The following is a 22,739-nucleotide window of genomic DNA, read 5'->3' as shown; positions in this document are numbered from 1 at the left end:
AATTCGGATCGCCTCGCTACTATGCGCCCACGAGTTCAGGAGCACGTACGAGTTTTGTACTTTACGGCGTTACTTTGAACCACAGAATAATGGTCCCTCTGACCTGTGGCCGTACAGCGAACGCCCTACACTAATAATGATTTACTGGCGGCCACTTTATTTCCTGTACCTTGCTTCCTCATAAACGACTTCCTCTCGTCATTTTATAAGCCCTGCACACCAAGTTTACATCTAACTCTTTATTTCCCATGCTTTTATTCAAACGCATCTCTTTGATAAGCATATTGTTGGTGATCTTGCTGATCACTGCCGATTATTCCTGATCTTCAAGATCGGCAGCGGCGAGTCTTGCGGCCTGCAGCACAAGCGTTGAATACATTCGCGACTCAGCAGCCAGAGCATCATCCCACTTAGACCAAATACGTGAGATGTAAGTATCTCGACCCTCGCCAGTAAAGGCGAAGCTGTCATTAAAGGTATCAGCCATTTTCTTGAGGGACTTTTCTTCGTCATCAACCCATTTACCGCGGCTAAAGCCCGCTTCAACACCAGCTAACGCGGTTTTCGGGAAGTAAGGCAGTGGTGCTGTCATGCCTTGATAAAACAGTCGTACTAACTCAGCCAGCAAACTCTTCGCCTGAAGCGCATCGCCGATAGGTTGTAGCGTTTGGTGAACCACGCCCTCTTTTCTGTCATAGCCAATAATATGGGTCGTTTTTCCGTGTCCCATAACAGCGCAGGATAGATGATCAATCCACGCAGCCAAGTAATCTTGAGAGCGTATTTTGCCGCTACGGAAACGCACTAGACCTGATTGATAGTTTTGAGTAAGCCAACCCATCAAACGAACGGGTTTACCCTCGCCTAGCACGTCAAATTCAATATTTACCTCAAGATCTTGCTGTGGCTGCCCACTTACAAATCGAATCTCTTTGGCTAAGTCTTCCGCTTGAACGCGATTGGTTTCAAATTCGATATCACCAAAAGCGCCGACCGGTAATCGGCCCTGTGCTTTTTGCTCAGAGACAAACAATCGAACCGCTTCATCAGCCCCTTCTGGATGGTCTAGTAACACTTGCAGCAGAGCATCCTTAAGCTGGAAGCTTTCTAAGCCATTAAGCACGAACGGCTCATCGTCTTCCATTACCGGAAGCGGTGGCTCAAACACTACTTTTAGGCGACGATTAAAGAAGTATTGTACCGGCAAGCGCCAGAAACGCTGCAGTTCAACCAGATCGAGTTCTAACGGATAAGTCGCACCAAGCAAATAGTCATCCAACGCACGATTGAATTCGCCACTGCATTCACCGGAACGGTTAGCCGCAGGAAGCCATTCTTTGGCGTAACTCAATACATGGCTTGCATCACCTTGCGTAAAGGCTGCAGGGCTGAACGGCGTCATTGTGTGTTCAAAGCTGATCGCTTGAGTCAGTTTGATGCCTGAATCATCACTTGGTAATGGTTGGTCTTCACTTAGGCAGTAGTTTTGCTGGCAGTACTCAATCAACTCTGAAACCAATACCGACGGCACTCGCTCAGTATTATCTTGAATCGAGCGGCCGACATAACTGATGTATAAACACTCTTGCGCTGACAGCATCGCCTCTAAGAATAGATAGCGGTCATCATCACGGCGAGAACGATCGCCAGGCCGTGTGCGTCCGTTCATCAGGTCAAAACCTTCTGGCGGCATTGAGCGAGGGTAAACACCATCATTCATGCCTAACAAACAGACGGTTTTGAACGGAATAGAACGCATCGGCATCAAGGTACAAAAGTTAACTTGTCCCGCTAAGAAACGCTGACTGATACGGGCGCCCGACAGTTTATTATTTAAGTACTGATAGATGATACTCGGCGACAACTCTTGCTCATACAAGGCATCATCAAGCTGTTCATTCAGTTGTGAAAGTGCATCACGAATCGACTTAAGCACCACCTCACCTTCTAGCTCAACGGCAAAGAAATCGTCAATCATTTGCAGCAAGGTTTCACGCCACATATCGATTGATTGGGTTTCAGTTAGTCGTTGGCGGTAATGAGCGATACGGTCAATAAAGTGCGCTAACTTACCCGCAAGTTCGGCGTTAATACCCTGAACTTCGTTATAAGCCGCAATCGGAGAATGTTCAGTTTCAAACAAGCCCGCAGAGTCTGACATCGCATAGCCCAGTAACATACGCTGAATACCAAATAGCCAGGTATTTTGCTCAGTCGCAGGTAGATCAAATTCTGTTGCAGTTGAAGCATCAACCCCCCAACGAATGCCCGCCTCTTCAACCCACTGCTTAGCTTGTTCAAATTGAAATTCATCAATACCGAAGCGTGCCATCATCGCTGGGATTTCTAATAGCTCTAGAAGTTCAGAAGCTAGACAACGCGTGTTCGGTAACGCGACCAACTGCATGAACGCGGTCAGAATTGGGCTCTCTTGGTCTGCCGTTCTATCCGAGATCGAGTAAGGGATATAACGCTCACCCGGAGCATTACCAAATACCGCCTGAATAGCAGGGCTGTAAGCATTGATGTCTGCCACCATCACAATGATATCGCGTGGTTTTAAGCTTGGATCAGCATCAAACATCGCTAACAACTGGTCATGGAGAACCTCCACCTCGCGCATTGGGCTGTGACAAGCGTGTACCGTCAACGAACGATCGCCCAGCTCAACCACTTGTTTGTGGTTGCTGGAGTCTAAGATGTGATCGTCTTGGTGCTCTTCTAACTCAAGAATATCGGCTTGCAGTTGATGCAGCAGGCTGTCTCTCTCGACATCAATAAAGAACTCATGCTCTTCGCTGTCTGATTGAGACAGCAAGGACAGGTTATCTCTGCCCAGTTTACCCATAGACGCCAGTAAGCTATTACCGACCGCTTGGCTGGTATGCAGTTCGTCTTCAATATTGGCTTCAATGCCATCTTTTAATGGTGAGACTTCGCCTTCTAGCTGAGGTAAACCATCAACCAAAGCAAACTGCTTACGACGCTGCGCTTCCACTCTCGCCAAGTATTTACGGTCACGAATATCGCCCCAGTAATGTTGGCAAGGGTTGGTAAACATCAGGTGAACATCAATCTGCTCACCCAGCGCTTTCAAGGCATCCATGTAACGAGGAGGCAGCGACGATATACCAAACACAAACAGACGTTTCGGCAAGCGTTGTAGCTGACCTTGTTGGTTGGCTAGCGCTTCAATGAAGTCGTGGTACAGGTTACCACGGTGATATTTCGATTGGCCTTGAGACAGGGTTTGCTCGTAGAGTGCCTTCCACAAAATTGGCTGCCAAGGGTGTTCTTGCTGCCCTTCACCATCAATCAATTCTGTAACGGGCTCGCCCGCTTCCCACATCGCCATCCACTCAGGACGATATACCAAGTATCCATCGAAGATATCGGCAATCTTCTCAGCCAATTGATACAGCTTCGAATCATCTTCGTCGTTTTCAAGATAGCGTTGTAAGGGTAAGAAATCAGGGTGGTCAAGCTTCGCAGGTAGCAAACTCATTAGCTTCCACGTCATCGCTTCTTTGTTAAAAGCACTGCGTTTCGGTACGTCAGGAAGCACTTGGGTAAACATATCCCAAATGAAGGTTGCTGGAAGAGGAAAATCGATATTTGCTGCTACACCAAACTCTTTGGCGAGTTCCATCTTAAGCCATTGAGACATACCTGGGCTCTGAACCAAGATCTGCTCTTTTTCGAAAGGATTGGCTAAAGGGTCACTTTTGATTAAGTGAACGAGAAGAATTTTTAAAGTATCAACTTTATTGGAATGGTAAACAGTAAACAAAGTGCACTCACGCTAATCTTGCCACAATATACTGCCAGATTAGCATAAGTGCTGAGTTTGGATGAGGAATATAAGCTTATGAAATACCGAAAGCTTAAGGTCCGTTTATCTTTTGAACTATTGCCCTTTACAATCTGCCCGCTACCGCACTTAAAACACGGTGAGGTTTGTAGTTCATGTAGTAACGAACCGCCACATAACCTACCACCAACGTCGCAACAATCAGCTCTAAATAAGCTAGGTTAAACACTTGGTTAATGTAATGCGCTTCAATACCTTGTGCTTGCATCCACGCAGCCAATTTAAATAACGCTGTTGCACCAATCACGATTGGGAAGGTAAACGCTGCATAACCAGGGCTAAATGGAAGACGAAGTAGTTTGAAAAACGCCATATAGATAATGAACGTCATCAACACTGCAATACCAAATAGTAAACCAATGATCACAGGTGAAGGGTTAGCAGTAACGGTTAAGTAACCCGCCAAAGATAGGCTTGCCGGTGCTGCCATAATCGCAATCGTTGGTTTTGCAGCATCTGGCACTTCGTGAGAGAAGATCAAACGGTAAACCATGATTGGTAGCATTACTGCGTAAACCAATAAGCCGAATACCAAAGTCGCGTTCGCTACTGGCTCTAAAACTGGATTACCAGAAAAAGAAACGTCTGCCACAATGATACCGATTGGCGGCACAAACCAGCTTGGCACCATGTGGTGAATCTCAAAGTTTTTAGCTCTGTGGTACAAAAAGCTCATTAGAAACACAACATGCAAAGCCACAGAAGCCAACCACATAGCTTCTTGTAAGAATTGAGAGATTGGCGCCAAAGACGCTGACACCACCATGCACCCCATTGCAAATGTTGGTACCACACTGCCGACAACAGGGTGAGCAAGATCTTCACGCAATAGGTGACCATGAATCAAAAATTTCACAGCTAAAACAAGAAGTAATACCGCCGCAATGCCAGCACTGATCCACTGCACCAAACCCGGTGTGTGTAAGATATCTTGTGCGACTAGAACACCATCCCAACACCAGCCTAAGCTTGCAATTGCGAGTGCTAACCCTGCCATGGATGTTGGAGCTCCTGTTAATCTATATTTAATACGTTGAATCATGTCAGCCTCTCTTAAACCTAATTCACTAAACTTGTGAACTCATCAGCTTGTTGAAGCCATAATACGCTTGCGCTTCGTTAAACAATATCCAATTATATATAACAAGTGTTCATCAATACTGAACAGAATCCATTTTCACCAGCAGAGTAAAACTAGGAATCTGATGGCTAATATTTCAATAAAACAGCTCAAAGTGTTCGTCACTATTACTCAGCACTCGACATTGACTGCTGCCTCTGAGGCTCTGTTTCTGTCTAAAGCTGCGGTCAGCATGGCACTAGGCGAAATGGAGAAACAACTCGGCCACTCTCTATTTGACCGGGTCAACAACCGATTAATTCTCAACCAAGAGGGACATAAGTTACTTCCATTGGCGGATGAAATATTACATCGTGCTGCTGGTATTGATGTTTTGTTCCGTGATGATCAGCCTTTAAGTGGCAATCTAAAGGTCGGCGCGAGTGACACGATTGGTAATCAGGTCGCACCGTTTATTTTGTCAGGCTTTCGCGAACGAACTCAACATCAGGATCAAAGCTTGTTCATTTCAAACAGTGCACTGATCTGCCAAAAGTTGGTGGATTATGAACTGGATATCGCGCTAATTGAAGGAAAAACATTACACCCTGAACTCATTTCGAGTCAGTTTAGCAGCGATGAAATGTGCATTATTGTTAGTAATCAACATCCTCTCGTTGCCAAAGAAAAAGTGATTTTAAGCGATTTAGAAGACAGCCATTGGATTTTACGTGAATCAGGCTCAGGGACTCGCGAGTTTTTCCTTCGTGCCGTCGCACCGCGCATCGAACATTGGTATGAATCTTTTGAACTCAACACCACAGAAGCAATCATCAACTCTGTTTCTGCCGGTCTTGGCTTTGCCTGTTTGTCCCGTTTAGCTGCTCAGCGAGCGATCGATTCAGGCCGAGTAAAAGCGCTTAATGTGCCACTTGATATGAAACGCCGATTCTGGATGCTGGTCCATAAAGACAAATATCAAAGCCCACTGCTGAAATCTTTCATGAGTTATTGTGAAGACTGGGCGGCACATCAAGATTGAGGCCGCATAGTACGGGCTCCAACTGGACTTTTAACATCAGAAACTGTATAAAAAGCCAGTAAAATTTATCAAACTTAGAGGATTAACCATGGCTGTTATCGTCAAGTACGTGGTGGAACGCAACGGAGAAGAGAAAATGACTTTTACCTCTAAAGCCGAAGCTGACGCATACGACAAAATGCTGGATATGGCTGATGAGCTTTTTGAACTGTTAGGCAAAAGCGATTTAGTTGAAGATGAAGGCAAGCAAGAAGAACTTGCAATGTACCTAGCGAAGAACAAAGAAGAAGTTCTTTACGCATTAGGTGCTAAGCGTAAGCCAGCTCCGAAAAAAGCTAAGAAGCTTGAAGCTGTTGAAGACGCAGAAGAAGATGCAGCTTAACTAGCTGATACCTTTCTAAAAAACGTCAATGACGCCTCTAATCAGAGTTCGTTATTGGCGTTTTTTTATACTTATCGAAATATAATGAAGCTTGTTTATAGTCGAAATCGCTCTAAACATTCGCTTGCATGAAAGTGTGAGGAAGATCTAATCTATAGCCATCAGGTGATGGGGTTCCACCTAAGCTTTTGCTTCAACCGCCCGTTCTTTCCGAACAGTGCTAATGACTCCTACAGAATCGAAAACAGGTAATACTGTTGGACGTATCGCTATTCCTCCATTTTGAAATGGACTTAGTCTATTAAGACCAAGTTCCATGACACCTTTGGATTATCGATACTCAAGATCTGTAGTGAATTAGCCGCACCTCTTCCAACACGTCCTGTTTTCTCAACGCCCTAGGCCTTAAATGGCTCTATAAGTGAGAAAACATTATGCACTACTCTTCAGAAATTCAATCAATGTGCCCTATTCAAAGGGGTGATCTTCACAATTCAGCTCCAATTCCAGTTGAAGGCGCAATGGTTAGCCCAAAAGATGTCATCGCTATTTCTGGCTTAAGCCACGGTGTTGGCACTTGTGCACCACAACAAGGTGCTGCAAAACTGACTCTTAACGTAAAAAACGGCATCATCGAAGAAGCATTAATCGAAACGATTGGTTGTTCAGGTATGACTCAATCTGCCGCGATGGCTGCGGAAATCCTCACCGGAAAAACCATTCTAGAAGCGCTGAATACTGACTTAGTATGTGACGCGATTAACGTAGCGATGCGCGAAATCTTCCTGCAGTTTGTTTACGGTCGAACTCAGTCTGCTTTCTCTGAAGGTGGCCTAGAAATCGGCGCAGCATTGGAAGACTTAGGTCAAACACAGCGTAGCCAAGTCGGCACCAGTTATTCAACCTCAGCGAAAGGCGTTCGTTACCTAGAACTTGCAGAAGGTTACGTAACTAAGCTTGCACTTGATGATCACAGCGAAGTGATTGGCTATGAATATCTCAACCTCGGCAAAATGATGAAGGCGATTAACCAAGGCGTACCAGCGAATGAAGCTGCTGACCTTGCGACAGGGACTTATGGTCGCTTCGACGAAGCCGTGACCACCATTAACCCACGCCAACAATAATTTTTGCCAATAAAAGAGGAAAGATATGATGAACACTCAATTTAATGAATCAGTAACTCGCGTATTGGCAGAAATGAACTTCGACTCTTTAGAGCAAGCAAACCAATACTGTTTATCACACAATGTCGATCCAAAAGCATTAGTGATGGACACTCAACCTATCGCATTTGAAAGCGCAGCTGACGCTTACACTCTTGGTGCAGCATTGGCTCTGTTCCGTAAAGCGAACAACGCAGAACAAGCAGCGAATATCATTGGTGAAGGCCTTCAAGCATTCACAAAACCCGGCAGTGTTGCGGAGCAACGCCAAGTCGGTATCGGCCATGGCGCACTGGCTGCTCGCCTTCTCAATGAAGAGAGCCACTGCTTTGCTTTCCTTGCAGGCCATGAGTCTTTTGCTGCTGCAGAAGGTGCGATCAAGATTGCACTGAACGTGAACAAATCACGCAAAACACCATTGAAAGTTATCTTGAACGGTCTAGGTAAAGATGCCGCTTACCTAATCTCTCGCATCAATGGCTTTACTTATGTTCGCACTCAATTTGATTACCAAACGGGTGAGCTAGTTGAAACAGAACGTCGCCGATTCTCACAAGGCCCTCGTGGCGAGATCTTGTGTTACGGCGCTGATGATGTACGTGAAGGTGTAGCGATCATGCACAGAGAAGAAGTGGATGTGAGTATCACGGGTAACTCAACCAACCCAACACGCTTCCAACACCCAGTAGCGGGTATCTACAAAGCAGAACGCACTCGCCAAGGTTTGCCATACTTCTCAGTTGCTTCAGGTGGCGGTACAGGTCGAACATTGCACCCAGATAACGTAGCAGCAGGCCCAGCGTCTTACGGCATGACCGATACCATGGGCAGAATGCACGCTGATGCTCAGTTCGCAGGTAGCTCTTCAGTTCCTGCTCACGTGGCGATGATGGGCTTCATCGGCATGGGCAACAACCCAATGGTCGGAGCGACGGTTGCATTGGCTGTGGCAGTGAGTGAATCTCAACACGCATAACGACAAAGTGAGTCCCACAATCTGCCTGTTATGTAGAGTCTGTTAGTTGAGAATCAAGCAATAACGGACGACTAAAACTCTACACCTATCACTAAAACCAAACAGCCAGCCTTATGCTGGCTGTTTTTTATTCACACTTGCTCTACTATCTATTTCTAATAATTATTTGTATCTAAGATTAAATACATTCTGCTGTCGTATTTAACTACATATTTTCAAAGGAATAATATGAAAGAGCTCATCATTCATACCATTACCGTGTTCATGGGCTTTTTTGCCATCATGAACCCTATCGCCAACACACCGATCTTTCTTTGATTAACAGGTGATAATGATAGGGAAACGGTCAAGTCTATCGCTTTCCGCTCAGTGTTCATCGCCTTCATCATCGTCAGCACCTTTGCTGTCTCGGGTAAACTCATCTTCGACCTCTTTGGTATCACGCTTTACGCGCTTCGTATCACCGGCGGGATCCTCGTGTTCTTGATTGGCTTTCATATGCTGCAAGGTGACTCAACACACTCTAAAGCAAAAGAGAAGGTCAACTCAGACGCTCAACAAGATGCGGCGCTCAGTATCGCCGTCTCGCCACTGGCAATGCCAATATTAGCCGGACCGGGCACCATTGCCACCGCGATGAACTTTGCCAGCACCGAAGGCATCTACGAAACCATCGTCGCCTTTGGCCTACTATGCGCCTTAACCTACGTATTGTTTGTATTTGGCGAGCGCTTCGTTAAAGCCGTTGGACCAAGTGCATTGAATGTAATTACCCGAATGATGGGTTTGATACTCGCCGTTATTGGTATGCAGATGCTGATTGAAGGGATAGAACAGGCTTACAAGGCGCTGTTTATTTAGAGTACGACCACAATTGTGTGGAACTACATCATTTTCTCATTGCAGAAAACTATCTCTCAAAAGACAAGCAATATCATTTTACAGACTTTATCCCGATACGCCCTTTCATAACGAGGGCGCTCTCTTTATGATGAACGCAATTAAATTAACTTTGCTAACGGCAGCGCTTGTTATTCGAGTCGCTGTTATGGAATAGCAAAATCAAGACTCAACACATGGAGATTCAACATGGCTTACTTTTCACTAGCCTTCGGTACGGCAACCAAAAACCGCGACAATAAAATCATTGAAGCGTTCTTCCCTAACCCGCTTCTAAACCCAAGCGACGCTCTTGTAGCAGCTGTAGCTGAAGTGTCAGGTTACGCTGAAGGCAACCAAGCTATCGAAATCTCTGCTGCACAAAGCGCAGAACTGGCGAAAGCATTCGCAGCAAACGATGATGCAGCTAACGCATCTTTCGCAGAAAAAGCGGCAGCGTCTGAACAGCCACTTGTTCTTGTTGTTCTTGCTACTGACGAGAAGCCAGCATCAGTTGCTGAAGGCTTCCTAAAGCTACAACTTATCTCTAACCGCCTAGTACAACCACACGGTACGGTACTGGACGGCATCTTCGGTCTACTGCACAACATCGCATGGACAAACGAAGGCCCTATCGACCTACCTGAGCTGGCTGAGCGTCAAATCGAAGCTCGCCTTGCAGGTCGTGCTCTGTCTGTAGATTGCGTAGACAAGTTCCCTAAAATGGTGGACTACGTAGTACCAACAGGTATTCGTATTGCTGACACTTCTCGTGTTCGTCTTGGCGCACACGTAGGCGAAGGCACAACAGTAATGCACGAAGGTTTCATCAACTTCAATGCTGGTACAACTGGCGTGAGCATGGTTGAAGGTCGTATCTCTGCGGGTGTTGTTGTAGGTAACGGTTCAGACATCGGCGGCGGCGCTTCTATCATGGGTACTCTGTCTGGTGGCGGTACGATGGTTATCTCTATCGGCGAAAACTGCCTACTAGGCGCAAACGCGGGTCTTGGCTTCCCTATGGGTGACCGTTGTACAGTTGAGTCTGGTCTTTACGTGACTGCGGGTACTAAGGTTCGCATGCTAGATAAAGAAGGCAATGAAGTAGAAATCATTAAAGCTCGCGATCTTGCTGGCGTGTCTGATCTTCTGTTCCGTCGTAACTCAATCACTGGCCAAATTGAATGTCTTGCGAACAAGTCTGCTGTTGAGCTAAACAGCGAACTACACAGCAACAACTAATCTAAGCGCTAGATGCTAGATGCTAGATGCTAGATGCTAGATGCTAGATGCTAGAAAATAATAAGCCGCTGGGGTTCAATCCAGCGGCTTTTTTGTATGTTCTGGGAATCATTATTGCCCCATTACCAGTCAGAGTTAACAGAATGTTAACATGCATTTGCCCTACTAAAAGTAATCCCTTGTCTGTTGGATATTTGCAAGGCAAACTGCTGGGCAAAAGTTCGAAAACACTCTGAATGTCTAAAAATCGCCATATTTTTCGAAACTAGGGATTTTATATCATTGGCTTTTCGGTTTCGGTGGCTGAAAGTTTGGGATAATTTGAAAACCATTTGGACATAGCTATGCCTGTACTCTTACCAGAGTACTAGCGGCAGAAGTTTCATAATTTCTGTTGCGCTGCGCTTACAAACCGATAAGAACATAAATCGATATCTACTTAGCCATCTTTACATACCTTTACATCACATGACGTTATCTTACTTACATTAGTATATTCTTAAGTAGTGAAACAAAGAGAAGGAAAACGTCATGAAAATCAAAAGCACGATAATCGCGTTACTCGGTATCGTTATTGCCTTCGGAGCAATGGCTGGTGGAATGAATAAAGGCATGAATAACAATATGTCACGCCCAGTATTTTCACAGTTTGATCTCGATGGTGATGGCAAGATAACCGAAGCCGAGTTCAATCAAGCACGCTCAGAACGTATTGCCCAGCGAGCAGAAGAGGGACGTACGTTGAAAAATATCAATCAAAGCCACAGTTTTGCTTCGTTAGATAGCAACGCGGATCGCGCTATCTCTCAACAAGAGTTTAATGCTCATCAAGGCATGGTGAACCCCAAAAATACCATGGGCAAAGGCAAAAACAATCAGTAGCTCAATTCAATCAGGCCTCCATTTGTGAGGCCTGACTTATTTTGAGATCAAGGAAGCAAATCCGCTTATGTTGGTGTGCTACCTTTTGCTTAAGGAAAAGCTAATGTATAGTAAGGGAATCGCTATGACTAGGTATAGCTGGTTACAAAGGGCTCTGTTTGTTCCTCCTGTTTTGTTGGGCATCGCGTTATTGGTGATCGCACCAGGGATGAAGGCTGAACCGCCTAATGCGAGTAATACGGCTGCTAAAAAGGTGGTTCGGGTGTTGAAAGTCGAGCCGCGAAATATCCAACCTTCTGCCATCGGATATGGACATACCGAGTCTGTTCAAGACTGGCAGGCACAGTCTGAACTTGACGGCGCGGTTGTGTGGGTTTCTGAGCAATACAAAACGGGCGCTATTATCCGCAAAGACAGCGAACTCCTTAGAATTGACCCCACCGCTTATCAACTTACTATTGCCCGTTTGCAAGCTGAGCTTGAAGTGCTAATGCTAACGAATCAGACCATTATCGATTCGCTCAAGATTGCAGAGAAAGAGTTTGAGGTACAACAGTCAGAATATGCCCGCTCAATCAAATTGAGTGAAACCGGGCATATCTCCAAAACAGAGAAAGACCGCGCGACCAAAGACTTGCTCAGCAGCCAGCAACAGCTCCAGACACAGAAAAACCAACTGGCAATTAATCAAGCGCAGCAAAAGGTTTTGCAAACGGAACTAGCACTTGCAAACCGAGATCTCGAACAAACCGTAATTAAAGCCCCATTTGATATTCGCATTGTCGAAACCTTGGTTGGACTCGCCGAGTATGTCAACAAGGGGGAATTGCTGCTCAAAGCGGATGACATCGATGCCGTTGAGGTTCGCGCGCAGTTTCCGCTTGGTAAAATGCGTCCGCTAAGAAATTCCAATCGCTTTGACTCGCTTGACGAAGATGTTCATAGCAACTTGAGCGCGACAGTCGAGCTCCAAGCAGGCGATAAAGTAATTACTTGGCCTGCCGAGATCAGCCGCTCCGGCGGTGAAATCGATGCTCAGACTCAAAGCCAAAGCCTGGTTGCACAAGTAAATCAGCCCTATCAGCAAGCCATTCCCGGGGAGAAGCCACCACTTATTCGTGGGACTTTCGTTAAAGTCACGATTAAAGCACCAATGATGGAGCAACAAGTCTTGCTACCGATAAACGCCATCCATGATGGTAAAGTTTACACTGTCTCTGAAGGTAAACTGAAAAGCAAACCTGTCAGGATAGATTTCGTCCAAGGGCAGGTTGCGGTGATCAAATCTGGCGTGGAATTCGGTGATGTGGTTGTGCTAAGTAAACTTTCACCCGCCGTTGAGGGGATGGCTTTACAACCGCAACCGGATGAGAAAATCGGCCTTTGGTTGGATACGCAGAGCGGATTTAAAGCCCTAAACGCGATTCAGAAAGAGGGCAAATTATGATCGCTTTTTTTGCTCGGCACACCACTGGCGCCAATGTCCTGATGATGGCGGTACTGCTGTTAGGGGCTTTTGCCTTGCCCAAACTGCAGAAAGACACTTTTCCGTTGACGCCGACCAAAAATATTGAGGTTCGGATCGTTTATCCGGGCGCGTCACCTTTTGAGATGATGGAAGAAGTGTGTTACCCGTTGGAAGATTCTCTCGATAAGCTGAGTGGAATTAAAGAGTTAAGCTGTGATGCCCGAGAGAGTTTGGTCATCGCCAATGTGGAAATCGGCGATGATGAAGACATTGACACTTTAACCAGCGATATTCAACAGCAGGTTAACGCCATCAGTGATTTTCCGGATCGAGTTGAGCAGATCACGGTGTCGAAACTGGACCGAGTGGCAACGGTGGCCAGTGTCGCGATTACCGGCAATATGTCAGATAGGGACTTATATCTCTATGCCCAACAAATTAAGCACAAGTTAAAAGAGAGCCCATTGATCGCTCAGGTGACCGTGAGCGGTTTTGCGGATCAAGAAATAGAAATTCGCGTATCGCAGTGGAAGTTGCAGCAGTACGGCCTGAGTGTGTCCGACTTGTCCAATCTAGTACAACAGCAAAGTATCAGCACTCCTGCTGGCGTATTTAGTAATGACTTGGAAGAGATCAGCGTCCGCTTCGACCACTTAGGCAGCAACGTCAGAGACTTCGAAAATATCGTGATTAAATCCAGTGAGACGGGGACTCAGGTTCGCCTCGGTGATGTTGCCGTTATTCAGCAGAAGTTCACTAGCGATGAAAATCAAATCCTGTTCAATGGTCAGCGTGCCGCTTTGCTTCAGGTGTCCAAAACGCAATTTCAAGATACCTTAACGGTCAAAGATGCGATCGTCAGCATCGTTGAAAAAGAACAGGCGAGAGCCCCTGAAGGCGTCGCTTTAACCATCACCCAAGATTCCAGCACCAATATTATTGAGCGTCTGAGAATCCTCACCAGCAATGGCGCACAGGGATTAGCACTGGCATTTTTGATGTTGTGGGCGTTTTTTAATATTCGCTTTAGCTTTTGGGTCACCATGGGGCTGCCGGTTTCATTCCTTGGCGCCATTTTTGCGATACAACTTCTCGGTTATACCCTGAATATGATGACGCTGGTCGGGCTGATTGTCGCGATTGGTCTGCTAATGGACGACTCGTTGATCATTGCAGAAAACATCGCTGCCAAGAGGCAACAAGGGCTACCCGCGTTTGACGCTGCAGTTGAAGGTACCAAACAAGTCTTCCCAGGTGTGATTGCATCGTTTGCTACCACCATCATGGTGATAGGGCCGCTGATGTTTCTCACAGGCAAGATGGGCGAAGTACTACGCTATATTCCCATCGTGTTATTGATTACCTTGCTTGTTAGTCTGATAGAAGCTTTCTTGATCTTGCCGTCTCATTTGGCACATAGCCATACTGAATCTCGCTCTAATCCTATACGGGACAAGTTCATTGCCGGTTTTGAAAACATCAGAGACAGATTCTTTGTGCCAGTGAGTGTCAAGGCGATGAATGCACCTTATCTTTCAGTAGGGATATTGGTGATGGTGGTGATGATTTCAACCGCTTCCATTTCGTCAGGTTGGCTGAAATTCAAAGCCATGCCTGCCTTGGAAAGTGATGTGCTGCAGGCGCGTATCTTGCTCCCTCAAGGCAGTTTACTGAGCCAGACAGAGGCGGTGGTGGAGAAGGTTTCAAACGCGCTTGATGAACTCAACCAAGAATACGCAGAGAAATACCCAAGCTCAAAACCTTTGGTCGCGAGCACCACGATCATGTTCAACTCAAATGCTGATGCTAATGAGTCGGGGCCGCATATGGCAACCGTCAGTGCCGATCTATTGCCAGCGCAATTTAGGCAGCAGAGCATTAAAGATCTGATCCAAGATTGGAAACAAAAAGTAGGCCCTACGGCGGATGTGGTTTCACTCAAGTTTACCGATAAAGAACGGGGCATTGCTGGCAATGGCATTGATATTCGGGTTCAGGGTGAGTCGTTACAAGAGCTCAATCAAGTCAGCCGCTCGCTGGTGAAATGGTTGAAGGGATTTGACGGTGTCTATAACCTCTCCACCGATCTGCGTGAGGGCAGAACCGAATTTCACGTTAACCTTAAAGATGAAGCTGGCGTGATGGGAGTTAATGCTTCCAACATTGCTCAAACGCTGCGCAGCGCGGTAAAAGGCAGTACTGATCTGACGGTTTTCCAACAAGGCGAGCTGGTGGATATTAGTGTGAGACTGGATGAGTTTACGCACCAAGCTAGCCTGTATGAGTTGAATAACTTGATGGTGACGGCAGGCAATGGAACCCTAGTTCCATTATCAAGTGTTGCGACGTTTGACAAAAAACAAGCCTTCTCGCGAATTCACCGCATTAATGGGATGAACACTGTGGTTGTGCAAGGCAATATCGATACGCGGGTTGCCAATGCGCGTGAAATCATGCTGCAGTTCAATAGCGAATTTGTCTCGCAAACTCAACACAAATTCCCAGACATCACCTTCACCTCGCAAGGTCAGGATAAAGAAAGCTCAGATACGGGCTCCTCGCTGGCGACCTTCTTTGCTCTTGGCGTGGTGGGGATTTATCTTATTTTAGTGTTCCTGTTACAAAGCTACACTCAACCGATTGCTGTGCTGCTGGCAATCCCTATGGGCTGGATTGGTGTGGTATGGGGGCACTTGGGCATGGGGTTCGATTTGACTATTCCAAGCTTGGTTGGCTTTGCTACCTTAGCGGGTATCGTCGTTAACGATAACATTCTGTTGGTCAATTTTATTAAGAAGAATATCGCCCAAGGCGAGCGCTTGATAGACGCTTGTCGAGAGGCGGTACGTGACCGATTTAGAGCGATATTTATCACCTCGTTAACCACATTTGCAGGATTGCTTCCACTGTTAACCGAAACCAGTACGCAAGCGCAATTTCTGATCCCGTTAATTGCCAGTATTGCGTTTGGCTTAGTCTCGGCTACGTTACTAGCGTCAATTGTTGTGCCTTGCGTGCTGCTTATTTTGGACGATTTAAAGCTGACCAAATGGGCAGAAGGTGCTCAATCTTCCCTTTGAGGCCCTTGGGAGTGCATGCTGAACCATGTCATTTAGCCCGGCATGAAAATGGTAGTTTGCGTAGAATTTATTTGGCGATTAAACCCTATCACTGACTGCTGTACTACCGTTTTTGTTTTTAGTTCCCGCTAATCCGCGATGAACCTTTTTTTTGCGTACAAAAAACAATAGGGTCAGGTCTTGTCTTTTGCTCTTTGGTGGCAGTTTTTCTATCAGGTTTAGTTATTTGTCATACCTGAAGTTATTAGTCATTTGCTAATGTTTGATTTTCCAAAACTCATTTCTGTCCAAAAGTTTGTTATACACATATCCACTATACGGTGATCCCTACACCACACTCACCACCAAAAAAAGCGCAGACCTTTCGATCTGCGCTTGTGGTTATTGTCCCGATAACACTGTTTAAATCGTTTTCAATTAACCCACGTTCTTACGTGCGTTTTGGAACATACGCATCCAAGCGCCATTCTCGCCCCAACCTTCCGGAGACCAAGAGTTTGCAACCGTACGGAATACACGCTCTGGGTGAGGCATCATAATTGTCACGCGGCCGTCAGTCGTTGTTAAACCTGTGATAGCGTTTGGCGAACCATTCGGGTTATTCGGGTATTGCTGCGTTTGGTTACCGTTGTTATCAACGTAACGTAGAGCAACCGTACCTGAGTTTTCAATCGCGTTTAGGTGGTCGTTATCACGTACTTCTACGCGGCCTTCACCGTGAGAAACAGCGATTGGCATACGAGAACCTTCCATGCCGTTGAAGAATACAGAATCTGACTTCTGAACTTCTACTAGGCTGAAACGTGCTTCAAAGCGCTCAGATTCGTTGCGAACGAAACGTGGCCAGTACTCCGCACCTGGGATAAGTTCACGTAGATTCGACAGCATCTGACAACCGTTACACACACCTAGAGAGAAGGTATCTTCACGCTTGAAGAAGTTTTCAAACTGGTCACGAGTAGAGTCATTAAACAAAACCGACTTCGCCCAACCTTCACCAGCACCTAGTACATCACCGTAAGAGAAGCCACCACATGCCACAAGGCCGTTGTATTCTTCTAGTACCGCTTGACCTGTTAGGATGTCGCTCATGTGAATATCAGTTGCTTCGAAGCCTGCACGGTCGAATGCTGCTGCCATTTCAACGTGAGAGTTAACACCCTGCTCACGTAGAATCGCCATCTTAGGCTTAGCACCTGTGTTGATGAACGGTGCTGCGATGTCTTCGTTTACGTCAAAGCTCAGTTTCACGTTCAGACCTGGGTCCGAGTTGTCTTTCTTCGCTTCATGTTCTTGGTCAGCACATACTGGGTTATCACGCAGACCTTGCATCTTGTGCGTTGTCTCAGCCCAGATAGTACGTAGTTCAGTACGGTTACGTTCAATCACTACAGACTCGCCAGACTTAATCACTAGTTCATCTGATGCTTCCCCTTCACCAACAACGCTGCCAATCACATGAGAACATGCTTCTAGACCGTTAGCTGCAAGAGTAGAAAGTACTGCGTCTAGGTCGTCGTTACGGACTTGGATTACTGCACCTAGCTCTTCGTTGAACAGTGCTGCTAGCGTGTCTTCACCTAACGCTTCAATGTTTGCATTAACACCACAGTGACCTGCGAATGCCATTTCTGCTAGCGTTACGAATAGACCACCATCGCCTTTATCGTGGTAAGCGACAACTTGGTCGTTCGCTACAAGTGCTTGAACGCCTTCGTAGAAACCTTTTAGTTGCGCTGCGTTGTCTACGTCTGCTGGCTTGTCACCAAGCTGCTTGTAAACCTGTGCAAGTGCTGTTGCACCCATACGGTTTTTGCCGTTACCTAGGTCGATAAGAACTAGGCTTGTATTACCTTTGTCAGTGCGAAGCTGAGGAGTAATCGTCTTACGAACATCTTCAACACGTGCAAACGCAGTGATAACAAGAGATAGCGGAGACGTTACTTCTTTCTGCTCGCCATTCTCTTCCCACTTAGTCTTCATCGACATTGAGTCTTTACCCACTGGGATAGTTAGACCCAGAGCTGGACATAGTTCTTCACCAACCGCTTTAACCGCTTCGTAAAGACCTGCATCTTCACCTGGGTGACCTGCTGGAGACATCCAGTTAGCCGACAGTTTAATGTGTTTGATATCGCCGATGTTGGTCGCTGCGATGTTAGTAATTGCTTCACCAACCGCTAGACGAGCCGATGCGCCGAAGTCTAGAAGTGCCACTGGCGTACGCTCACCAAGAGACATAGCCTCACCGTGGTAAGAGTCGTAGCTTGCCGCTGTTACTGCGCAGTTAGCAACAGGAACCTGCCATGGACCAACCATTTGGTCACGAGCTACAAGGCCTGTTACCGAGCGGTCACCGATGGTGATAAGGAATGTTTTCTCAGCGACTGTTGGCAAGCGAAGAACACGGTCAACCGCTTCGTTCATCTCGATGCCAGAACGGTCAATCGCAGGGTTGTTAGCTTTTAGCGTTTTCGCGTCACGGTGCATCTTAGGTGTTTTACCTAATAGGATGTCCATTGGCATGTCGATTGGCGTGTTGTCGAAGTGTGAATCTTCTAATTTCAGATCACGTTCTTCAGTTGCTTTACCAACCACTGCGTACGGTGCACGTTCACGCTTACAAATCGCGTCGAACGTTGCCATGTCTTTATCAGCAACCGCCATTACATAACGCTCTTGAGATTCGTTACACCAGATCTCAAGTGGGCTCATGCCCGGCTCATCGTTTGGCACGTCACGTAGATTAAAGATACCGCCACGCTCGCCATCGTCGACTAGCTCAGGAAGAGCATTCGAGATACCGCCCGCGCCCACATCGTGGATAAATGCGATTGGGTTCGCATCACCAAGCTGCCAACAACGGTCGATAACTTCCTGACAACGACGCTCCATCTCTGGGTTTTCACGTTGTACAGAAGCGAAATCAAGATCTTCAGAAGAAGAACCAGAATCCATTGAAGATGCCGCACCGCCGCCAAGGCCGATGTTCATCGCAGGACCACCTAGAACGATTAGGCTTGCACCTACCGGGATCTCTTTCTTCTGAACGTGCTCATCACGGATGTTGCCAAGACCACCAGCTAGCATGATTGGTTTGTGGTAACCACGCACTTCTTCACCTGCGTGAGAGTTTACTTTCTCTTCGTAAGTACGGAAGTAGCCAAGTAGGTTTGGACGACCAAATTCGTTGTTGAATGCCGCGCCACCAAGAGGACCTTCAAGCATGATATCCAGAGCAGTAACGATACGGCTTGGCTTACCAAAGTCAGTTTCCCAAGGTTGAACGAAGTTCGGGATCTTAAGGTTAGATACAGAGAAAGCAACAAGACCCGCTTTTGGCTTACCACCAATACCGGTTGCGCCTTCATCACGGATTTCACCGCCTGAACCTGTCGATGCGCCTGGCCACGGAGAGATTGCCGTTGGGTGGTTGTGCGTTTCAACCTTCATCAAGATGTGTGTTTTCTCTTGGTGGTAGTTGTACTGGCGAGTTTCTGGATCTGGGAAGAAGCGACCAACTTCAGAACCTGTCATTACCGCTGCGTTATCTTTATAAGCAGACAGAACATGTTCTGGTGTCGTTTCAAAGGTGTTCTTAATCATCTTGAACAATGATTTTTCTTGCTTAACGCCATCGATAGTCCAATCAGCGTTAAAGATCTTATGACGACAGTGCTCTGAGTTCGCTTGTGCAAACATCATTAGCTCGATGTCCGTCGGGTTACGACCTAGCTTCTCAGTGAAGCTTTCAAGAAGGTAATCAATCTCATCTTCTGCAAGTGCAAGACCTAGGGTAACGTTTGCTTTTTCAAGCGCTTTACGTCCACCAGTTAGTAGGTCAACTTCCGCATAAGGAGCAGGCTCAGCAACGGTAAATAGTGCCGCCGCTGATTCGAAGTCAGTGAAAACCACTTCCATCATACGGTCGTGCAGGATTGCTTTCAGCTCAACAAGTTGAAGTTCAGAAAGTTCAGCAGAGGTTTCAATGTAGAAAGCAGTACCGCGCTCTAGACGTGACACTTTAGCCAGTCCGCAGTTGTGTGCGATATCTGTTGATTTTGAAGACCAAGGCGAGATAGTGCCTGGGCGTGGCGTTGCAAGCAGCAGTAAACCTTCAGGTTCATGCTCTTCAATCGTTGGACCGTAAGTCAGTAGCTTTTCTAGCTTCTCAACTTCAGACTCATCTAGGTCTGCCGTTAGATCAGCAAAGTGGGCAAACTCAGCGTAAATACCTGTTACAGGTAAGCTTAATTCACGACAAAGCTCTAAAAGCTTGTTAACACGAAACTCAGATAGAGCTGGGGAGCCACGCAAAATTCTCATGTGCTTACGTCTCTTATGCAGTTGATTAAGGTAGTATTGGAATAAATTCAGTGGGTTAAAGGAAAAACCTAACTGTTTTCTTCGAAGCTATTCCCGAAGGTTTAAAAACCTATGCCGATCCCACCTCTTCAATGCGAGCGCATTATAAAGCATTTCTTTTTGTGACGTAACACCAAAAGCAACCGTTTGCGTGATTTTTTTTATCTTTCTGCGTAAATGGTACTTTTGCTGCATTTATCACCACTTTTACAACTGTTTAATTAAACCTGCTTTGCCAGCCTTGCGGGGTTTGGTATAAAGGAGCTTCCACTTTTCGAGATTTCATTTTGATGCCTAAATTTACGCTCATCTTTTCGTCTAAGTTCCTTCTGCTCGCCATCGCCCTATTTGGGTTGGCTGGATGCCAGATTGAATCTGAACCTAAAAGTGTCCTTGAGCAGATACGAGATCGTGGCGTTCTTCGTGTCGGCACCCTAAATAACCAACTCTCTTATTACATAGGTCCTGATGGTCCTGCTGGCTTGGATTACGAATTAGCTCGTGAATTTGCGCAGGAGCTTGGTGTAAAGCTTGAGGTTAAACCCGCTTACCGTTTGTCTGGCTTGTTCCCTGCACTGCAGAAAGGCGAAATCGATCTTATCGCGACCGGCTTAACGCAAAACAACAAACTGACACGAGCTTATCGCGCCGCACCTGCTTATTACTACGTAAGCCAACAGGTCGTATACAAAAAAGGCCAGTGGCGACCGAGAAACCTTGAACAACTGATCAATTTCGAGAATGAGCGTCAGGTTGACTTTGTTAAAGCACAAACTGAATCAGAAGAGGCGGCGTCTACTGACACATTAACGCCATCTTTGGTTGTGGTGAAAGACTCACACTTTGAGCCAACACTAAAGCAGCTGCAGAAAACACACGATGACTTTATCTATGATGCGGTCGGCAATGCTGATATCAACGACCTGCTCAAAGAAGTATCAACAGGCGAACGTTTATTCACAGTGGCCGACTCTATCGAGCTATCACTGGCGCAACGTTTGTACCCAGATGTTGCCTTGGCATTTGAGCTGACAGAAGACCAACCTATCTCTTGGTATTTGCAGAAGTCTGAAGATGAAAGCCTTTATGCTCTGTTGATTGAGTTCTTCGGTAACCTAAAACAGTCTGGTGAACTGGCTTCACTAGAAGAGAAATACATCGGCCACATCGGCACTTTTGACTACGTTGATACTCGTGCCTTTATCCGCGCACTGGACAGCAAGTTGCCAAAATGGTCGCCGCTATTTCAAAGGTACTCTCAAGAATTTGATTGGCGCTTGATTGCCGCTTTGGCCTACCAAGAATCACACTGGAACCCTGTTGCGCGCTCACCAACGGGTGTTCGTGGCATGATGATGTTGACACTGCCCACCGCGAAGAGTGTTGGGGTAACCAACCGTCTCGACCCGAACCAGTCGGTACAAGGCGGTGTTGAGTACCTGCGTCGTATCGTGAACCGAGTACCAGATTCAATCACTCAACACGAAAAGATCTGGTTTGCACTTGCTTCATACAATGTCGGTTACGGGCACATGATGGACGCGCGTCGCCTCACGAAGGCACAAGGAGGAGATCCTGATGCTTGGGGCGATGTGAAAGACAGATTACCTCTGTTAAGACAGAAGAAGTACTACAGCCAAACTCGATATGGGTATGCGCGTGGTGATGAAGCGAGAAACTACGTTGAAAACATTCGCCGTTATTACCAAAGCATTATTGGCCATGTAAATAAGCGCAATAAAGAACAAGAAGCGACCCTTGAAGGTTTGGTGGTGATCCCACCTTTAGAAACCTCAGGTGCTGAATCGAGTATCAGCGCAGCTCAGTCGACAGTAAGCAGTTCTGAGCCTTCACAGTAAAACCCAAAAGAGCAATGCCATCTAGCATTGCTCTTTTTTATTGTCTTTTTTCGACTCTTCTTTCGTCACTAAGGGATAAGGGAAGCAGGCAAGAAAATGATGATGAGATCTAGAGTGTCATATTGCAGTAACAATCGAACCTTATAACGGCACACCACAATCAAGATTATGCTCTGTTGCACTGCAATGCTGGCTTTAGACTAGAACTGCTCTTCTATTTAAGCCAAGCGTGCGACAGGCCAAACAAACGAATAACACTATAATTAAATCGTTAGTCCAAACTAAAAAGTCAGACGACAAATAGGAAATCATTGAAATGATGAAGAAACTGAAATCGAAACGCCTTGATAAGACCGTTGCTGCAAACCGTCGTAAGCGTATGCTTTCAAATAATAAGAAGAAGATCATTTGGCGCAATCGCGCTTTCATGCAGATGATTGCTGAGTAAATGTAGTTACTCAGTCAGT

Annotated in this window: 13 protein-coding genes, 1 pseudogene and 1 riboswitch; of the genes and pseudogenes, 11 read left to right on the top strand and 3 right to left on the bottom strand. The window is 46.3% G+C overall.

The window, feature by feature from the left end:
* Positions 1-313: 313 nt before the first annotated feature.
* A complete protein-coding gene (gene recC / locus A6D97_RS11300; protein WP_065584396.1) occupies positions 314-3,790 on the bottom strand; it encodes an exodeoxyribonuclease V subunit gamma in 3,477 nt (1,158 codons plus the stop codon).
* A gap of 127 nt (positions 3,791-3,917) precedes the next feature.
* Entirely contained in the window at positions 3,918-4,868 is a 951-nt protein-coding gene (locus A6D97_RS11295; RefSeq protein ID WP_139074311.1) for a TDT family transporter, read from the bottom strand.
* Positions 4,869-5,076: 208 nt separating this feature from the next.
* Here A6D97_RS11295 and A6D97_RS11290 point away from each other — a divergent pair, with 208 nt between their 5' ends.
* From A6D97_RS11290 to A6D97_RS11250, 9 genes and pseudogenes are all read left to right on the top strand, one after another.
* Positions 5,077-5,973 carry a LysR family transcriptional regulator gene (locus tag A6D97_RS11290; protein ID WP_017059889.1) on the top strand — a complete coding sequence of 299 codons (897 nt, stop codon included), beginning with the start codon at positions 5,077-5,079 and terminating at the stop codon, positions 5,971-5,973.
* A gap of 88 nt (positions 5,974-6,061) precedes the next feature.
* Positions 6,062-6,355, top strand: a complete 294-nt coding sequence (locus A6D97_RS11285; protein WP_008223840.1) for a YebG family protein — start codon at positions 6,062-6,064, stop codon at positions 6,353-6,355.
* Between the two features lie 155 nt (positions 6,356-6,510).
* Positions 6,511-6,595: riboswitch (Fluoride riboswitch) on the top strand.
* A 194-nt stretch (positions 6,596-6,789) separates the two neighbouring features.
* Entirely contained in the window at positions 6,790-7,482 is a 693-nt protein-coding gene (locus A6D97_RS11280; RefSeq protein WP_017068533.1) for an iron-sulfur cluster assembly scaffold protein, read from the top strand.
* Between the two features lie 25 nt (positions 7,483-7,507).
* Positions 7,508-8,497, top strand: coding sequence for a GGGtGRT protein (locus tag A6D97_RS11275; RefSeq protein ID WP_065584394.1), 990 nt, complete (start codon positions 7,508-7,510; stop codon positions 8,495-8,497).
* Between the two features lie 228 nt (positions 8,498-8,725).
* Positions 8,726-9,358: pseudogene (locus A6D97_RS11270) on the top strand (MarC family protein).
* Positions 9,359-9,586: 228 nt separating this feature from the next.
* Positions 9,587-10,618, top strand: a complete 1,032-nt coding sequence (gene dapD, locus A6D97_RS11265) for a 2,3,4,5-tetrahydropyridine-2,6-dicarboxylate N-succinyltransferase (protein WP_017059885.1) — start codon at positions 9,587-9,589, stop codon at positions 10,616-10,618.
* Between the two features lie 531 nt (positions 10,619-11,149).
* Complete coding sequence (locus tag A6D97_RS11260; protein ID WP_017059884.1) at positions 11,150-11,500, top strand: EF-hand domain-containing protein; 351 nt, start codon at positions 11,150-11,152, stop codon at positions 11,498-11,500.
* A 124-nt stretch (positions 11,501-11,624) separates the two neighbouring features.
* Positions 11,625-12,947, top strand: a complete 1,323-nt coding sequence (locus A6D97_RS11255; RefSeq protein ID WP_032545691.1) for an HlyD family efflux transporter periplasmic adaptor subunit — start codon at positions 11,625-11,627, stop codon at positions 12,945-12,947.
* The gene (locus tag A6D97_RS11250; RefSeq protein ID WP_065584393.1) at positions 12,944-16,048 is read left to right on the top strand and encodes an efflux RND transporter permease subunit; all 3,105 of its coding nucleotides are present in this window, start codon (positions 12,944-12,946) and stop codon (positions 16,046-16,048) included. The genes A6D97_RS11255 and A6D97_RS11250 overlap by 4 nt, the downstream gene beginning before the upstream one ends.
* Before the next feature lie 417 nt (positions 16,049-16,465).
* Here A6D97_RS11250 and purL read toward each other — a convergent pair whose 3' ends face one another.
* Entirely contained in the window at positions 16,466-20,374 is a 3,909-nt protein-coding gene (gene purL, locus A6D97_RS11245; RefSeq protein WP_065584392.1) for a phosphoribosylformylglycinamidine synthase, read from the bottom strand.
* Positions 20,375-20,703: 329 nt separating this feature from the next.
* On the opposite strand from purL, the gene mltF reads away from it, so the two are divergent.
* Together mltF and A6D97_RS22305 are read left to right on the top strand one after the other, a co-directional pair.
* Positions 20,704-22,272 carry a membrane-bound lytic murein transglycosylase MltF gene (gene mltF, locus A6D97_RS11240; RefSeq protein ID WP_065584391.1) on the top strand — a complete coding sequence of 523 codons (1,569 nt, stop codon included), beginning with the start codon at positions 20,704-20,706 and terminating at the stop codon, positions 22,270-22,272.
* Positions 22,273-22,588: 316 nt separating this feature from the next.
* On the top strand, positions 22,589-22,720 hold the full coding sequence (locus A6D97_RS22305; protein WP_017059878.1) for a hypothetical protein: 132 nt from the start codon (positions 22,589-22,591) through the stop codon (positions 22,718-22,720).
* The last annotated feature ends 19 nt before the right edge of the window (positions 22,721-22,739 follow it).

This window comes from Vibrio sp. ZF57, assembly GCF_001691235.1.
GTDB classification, from domain to species: domain Bacteria; phylum Pseudomonadota; class Gammaproteobacteria; order Enterobacterales; family Vibrionaceae; genus Vibrio; species Vibrio crassostreae_C.
Note: the sequence above shows the minus strand (reverse complement) of the source record. Positions and strands in the feature narration are given on the sequence as shown.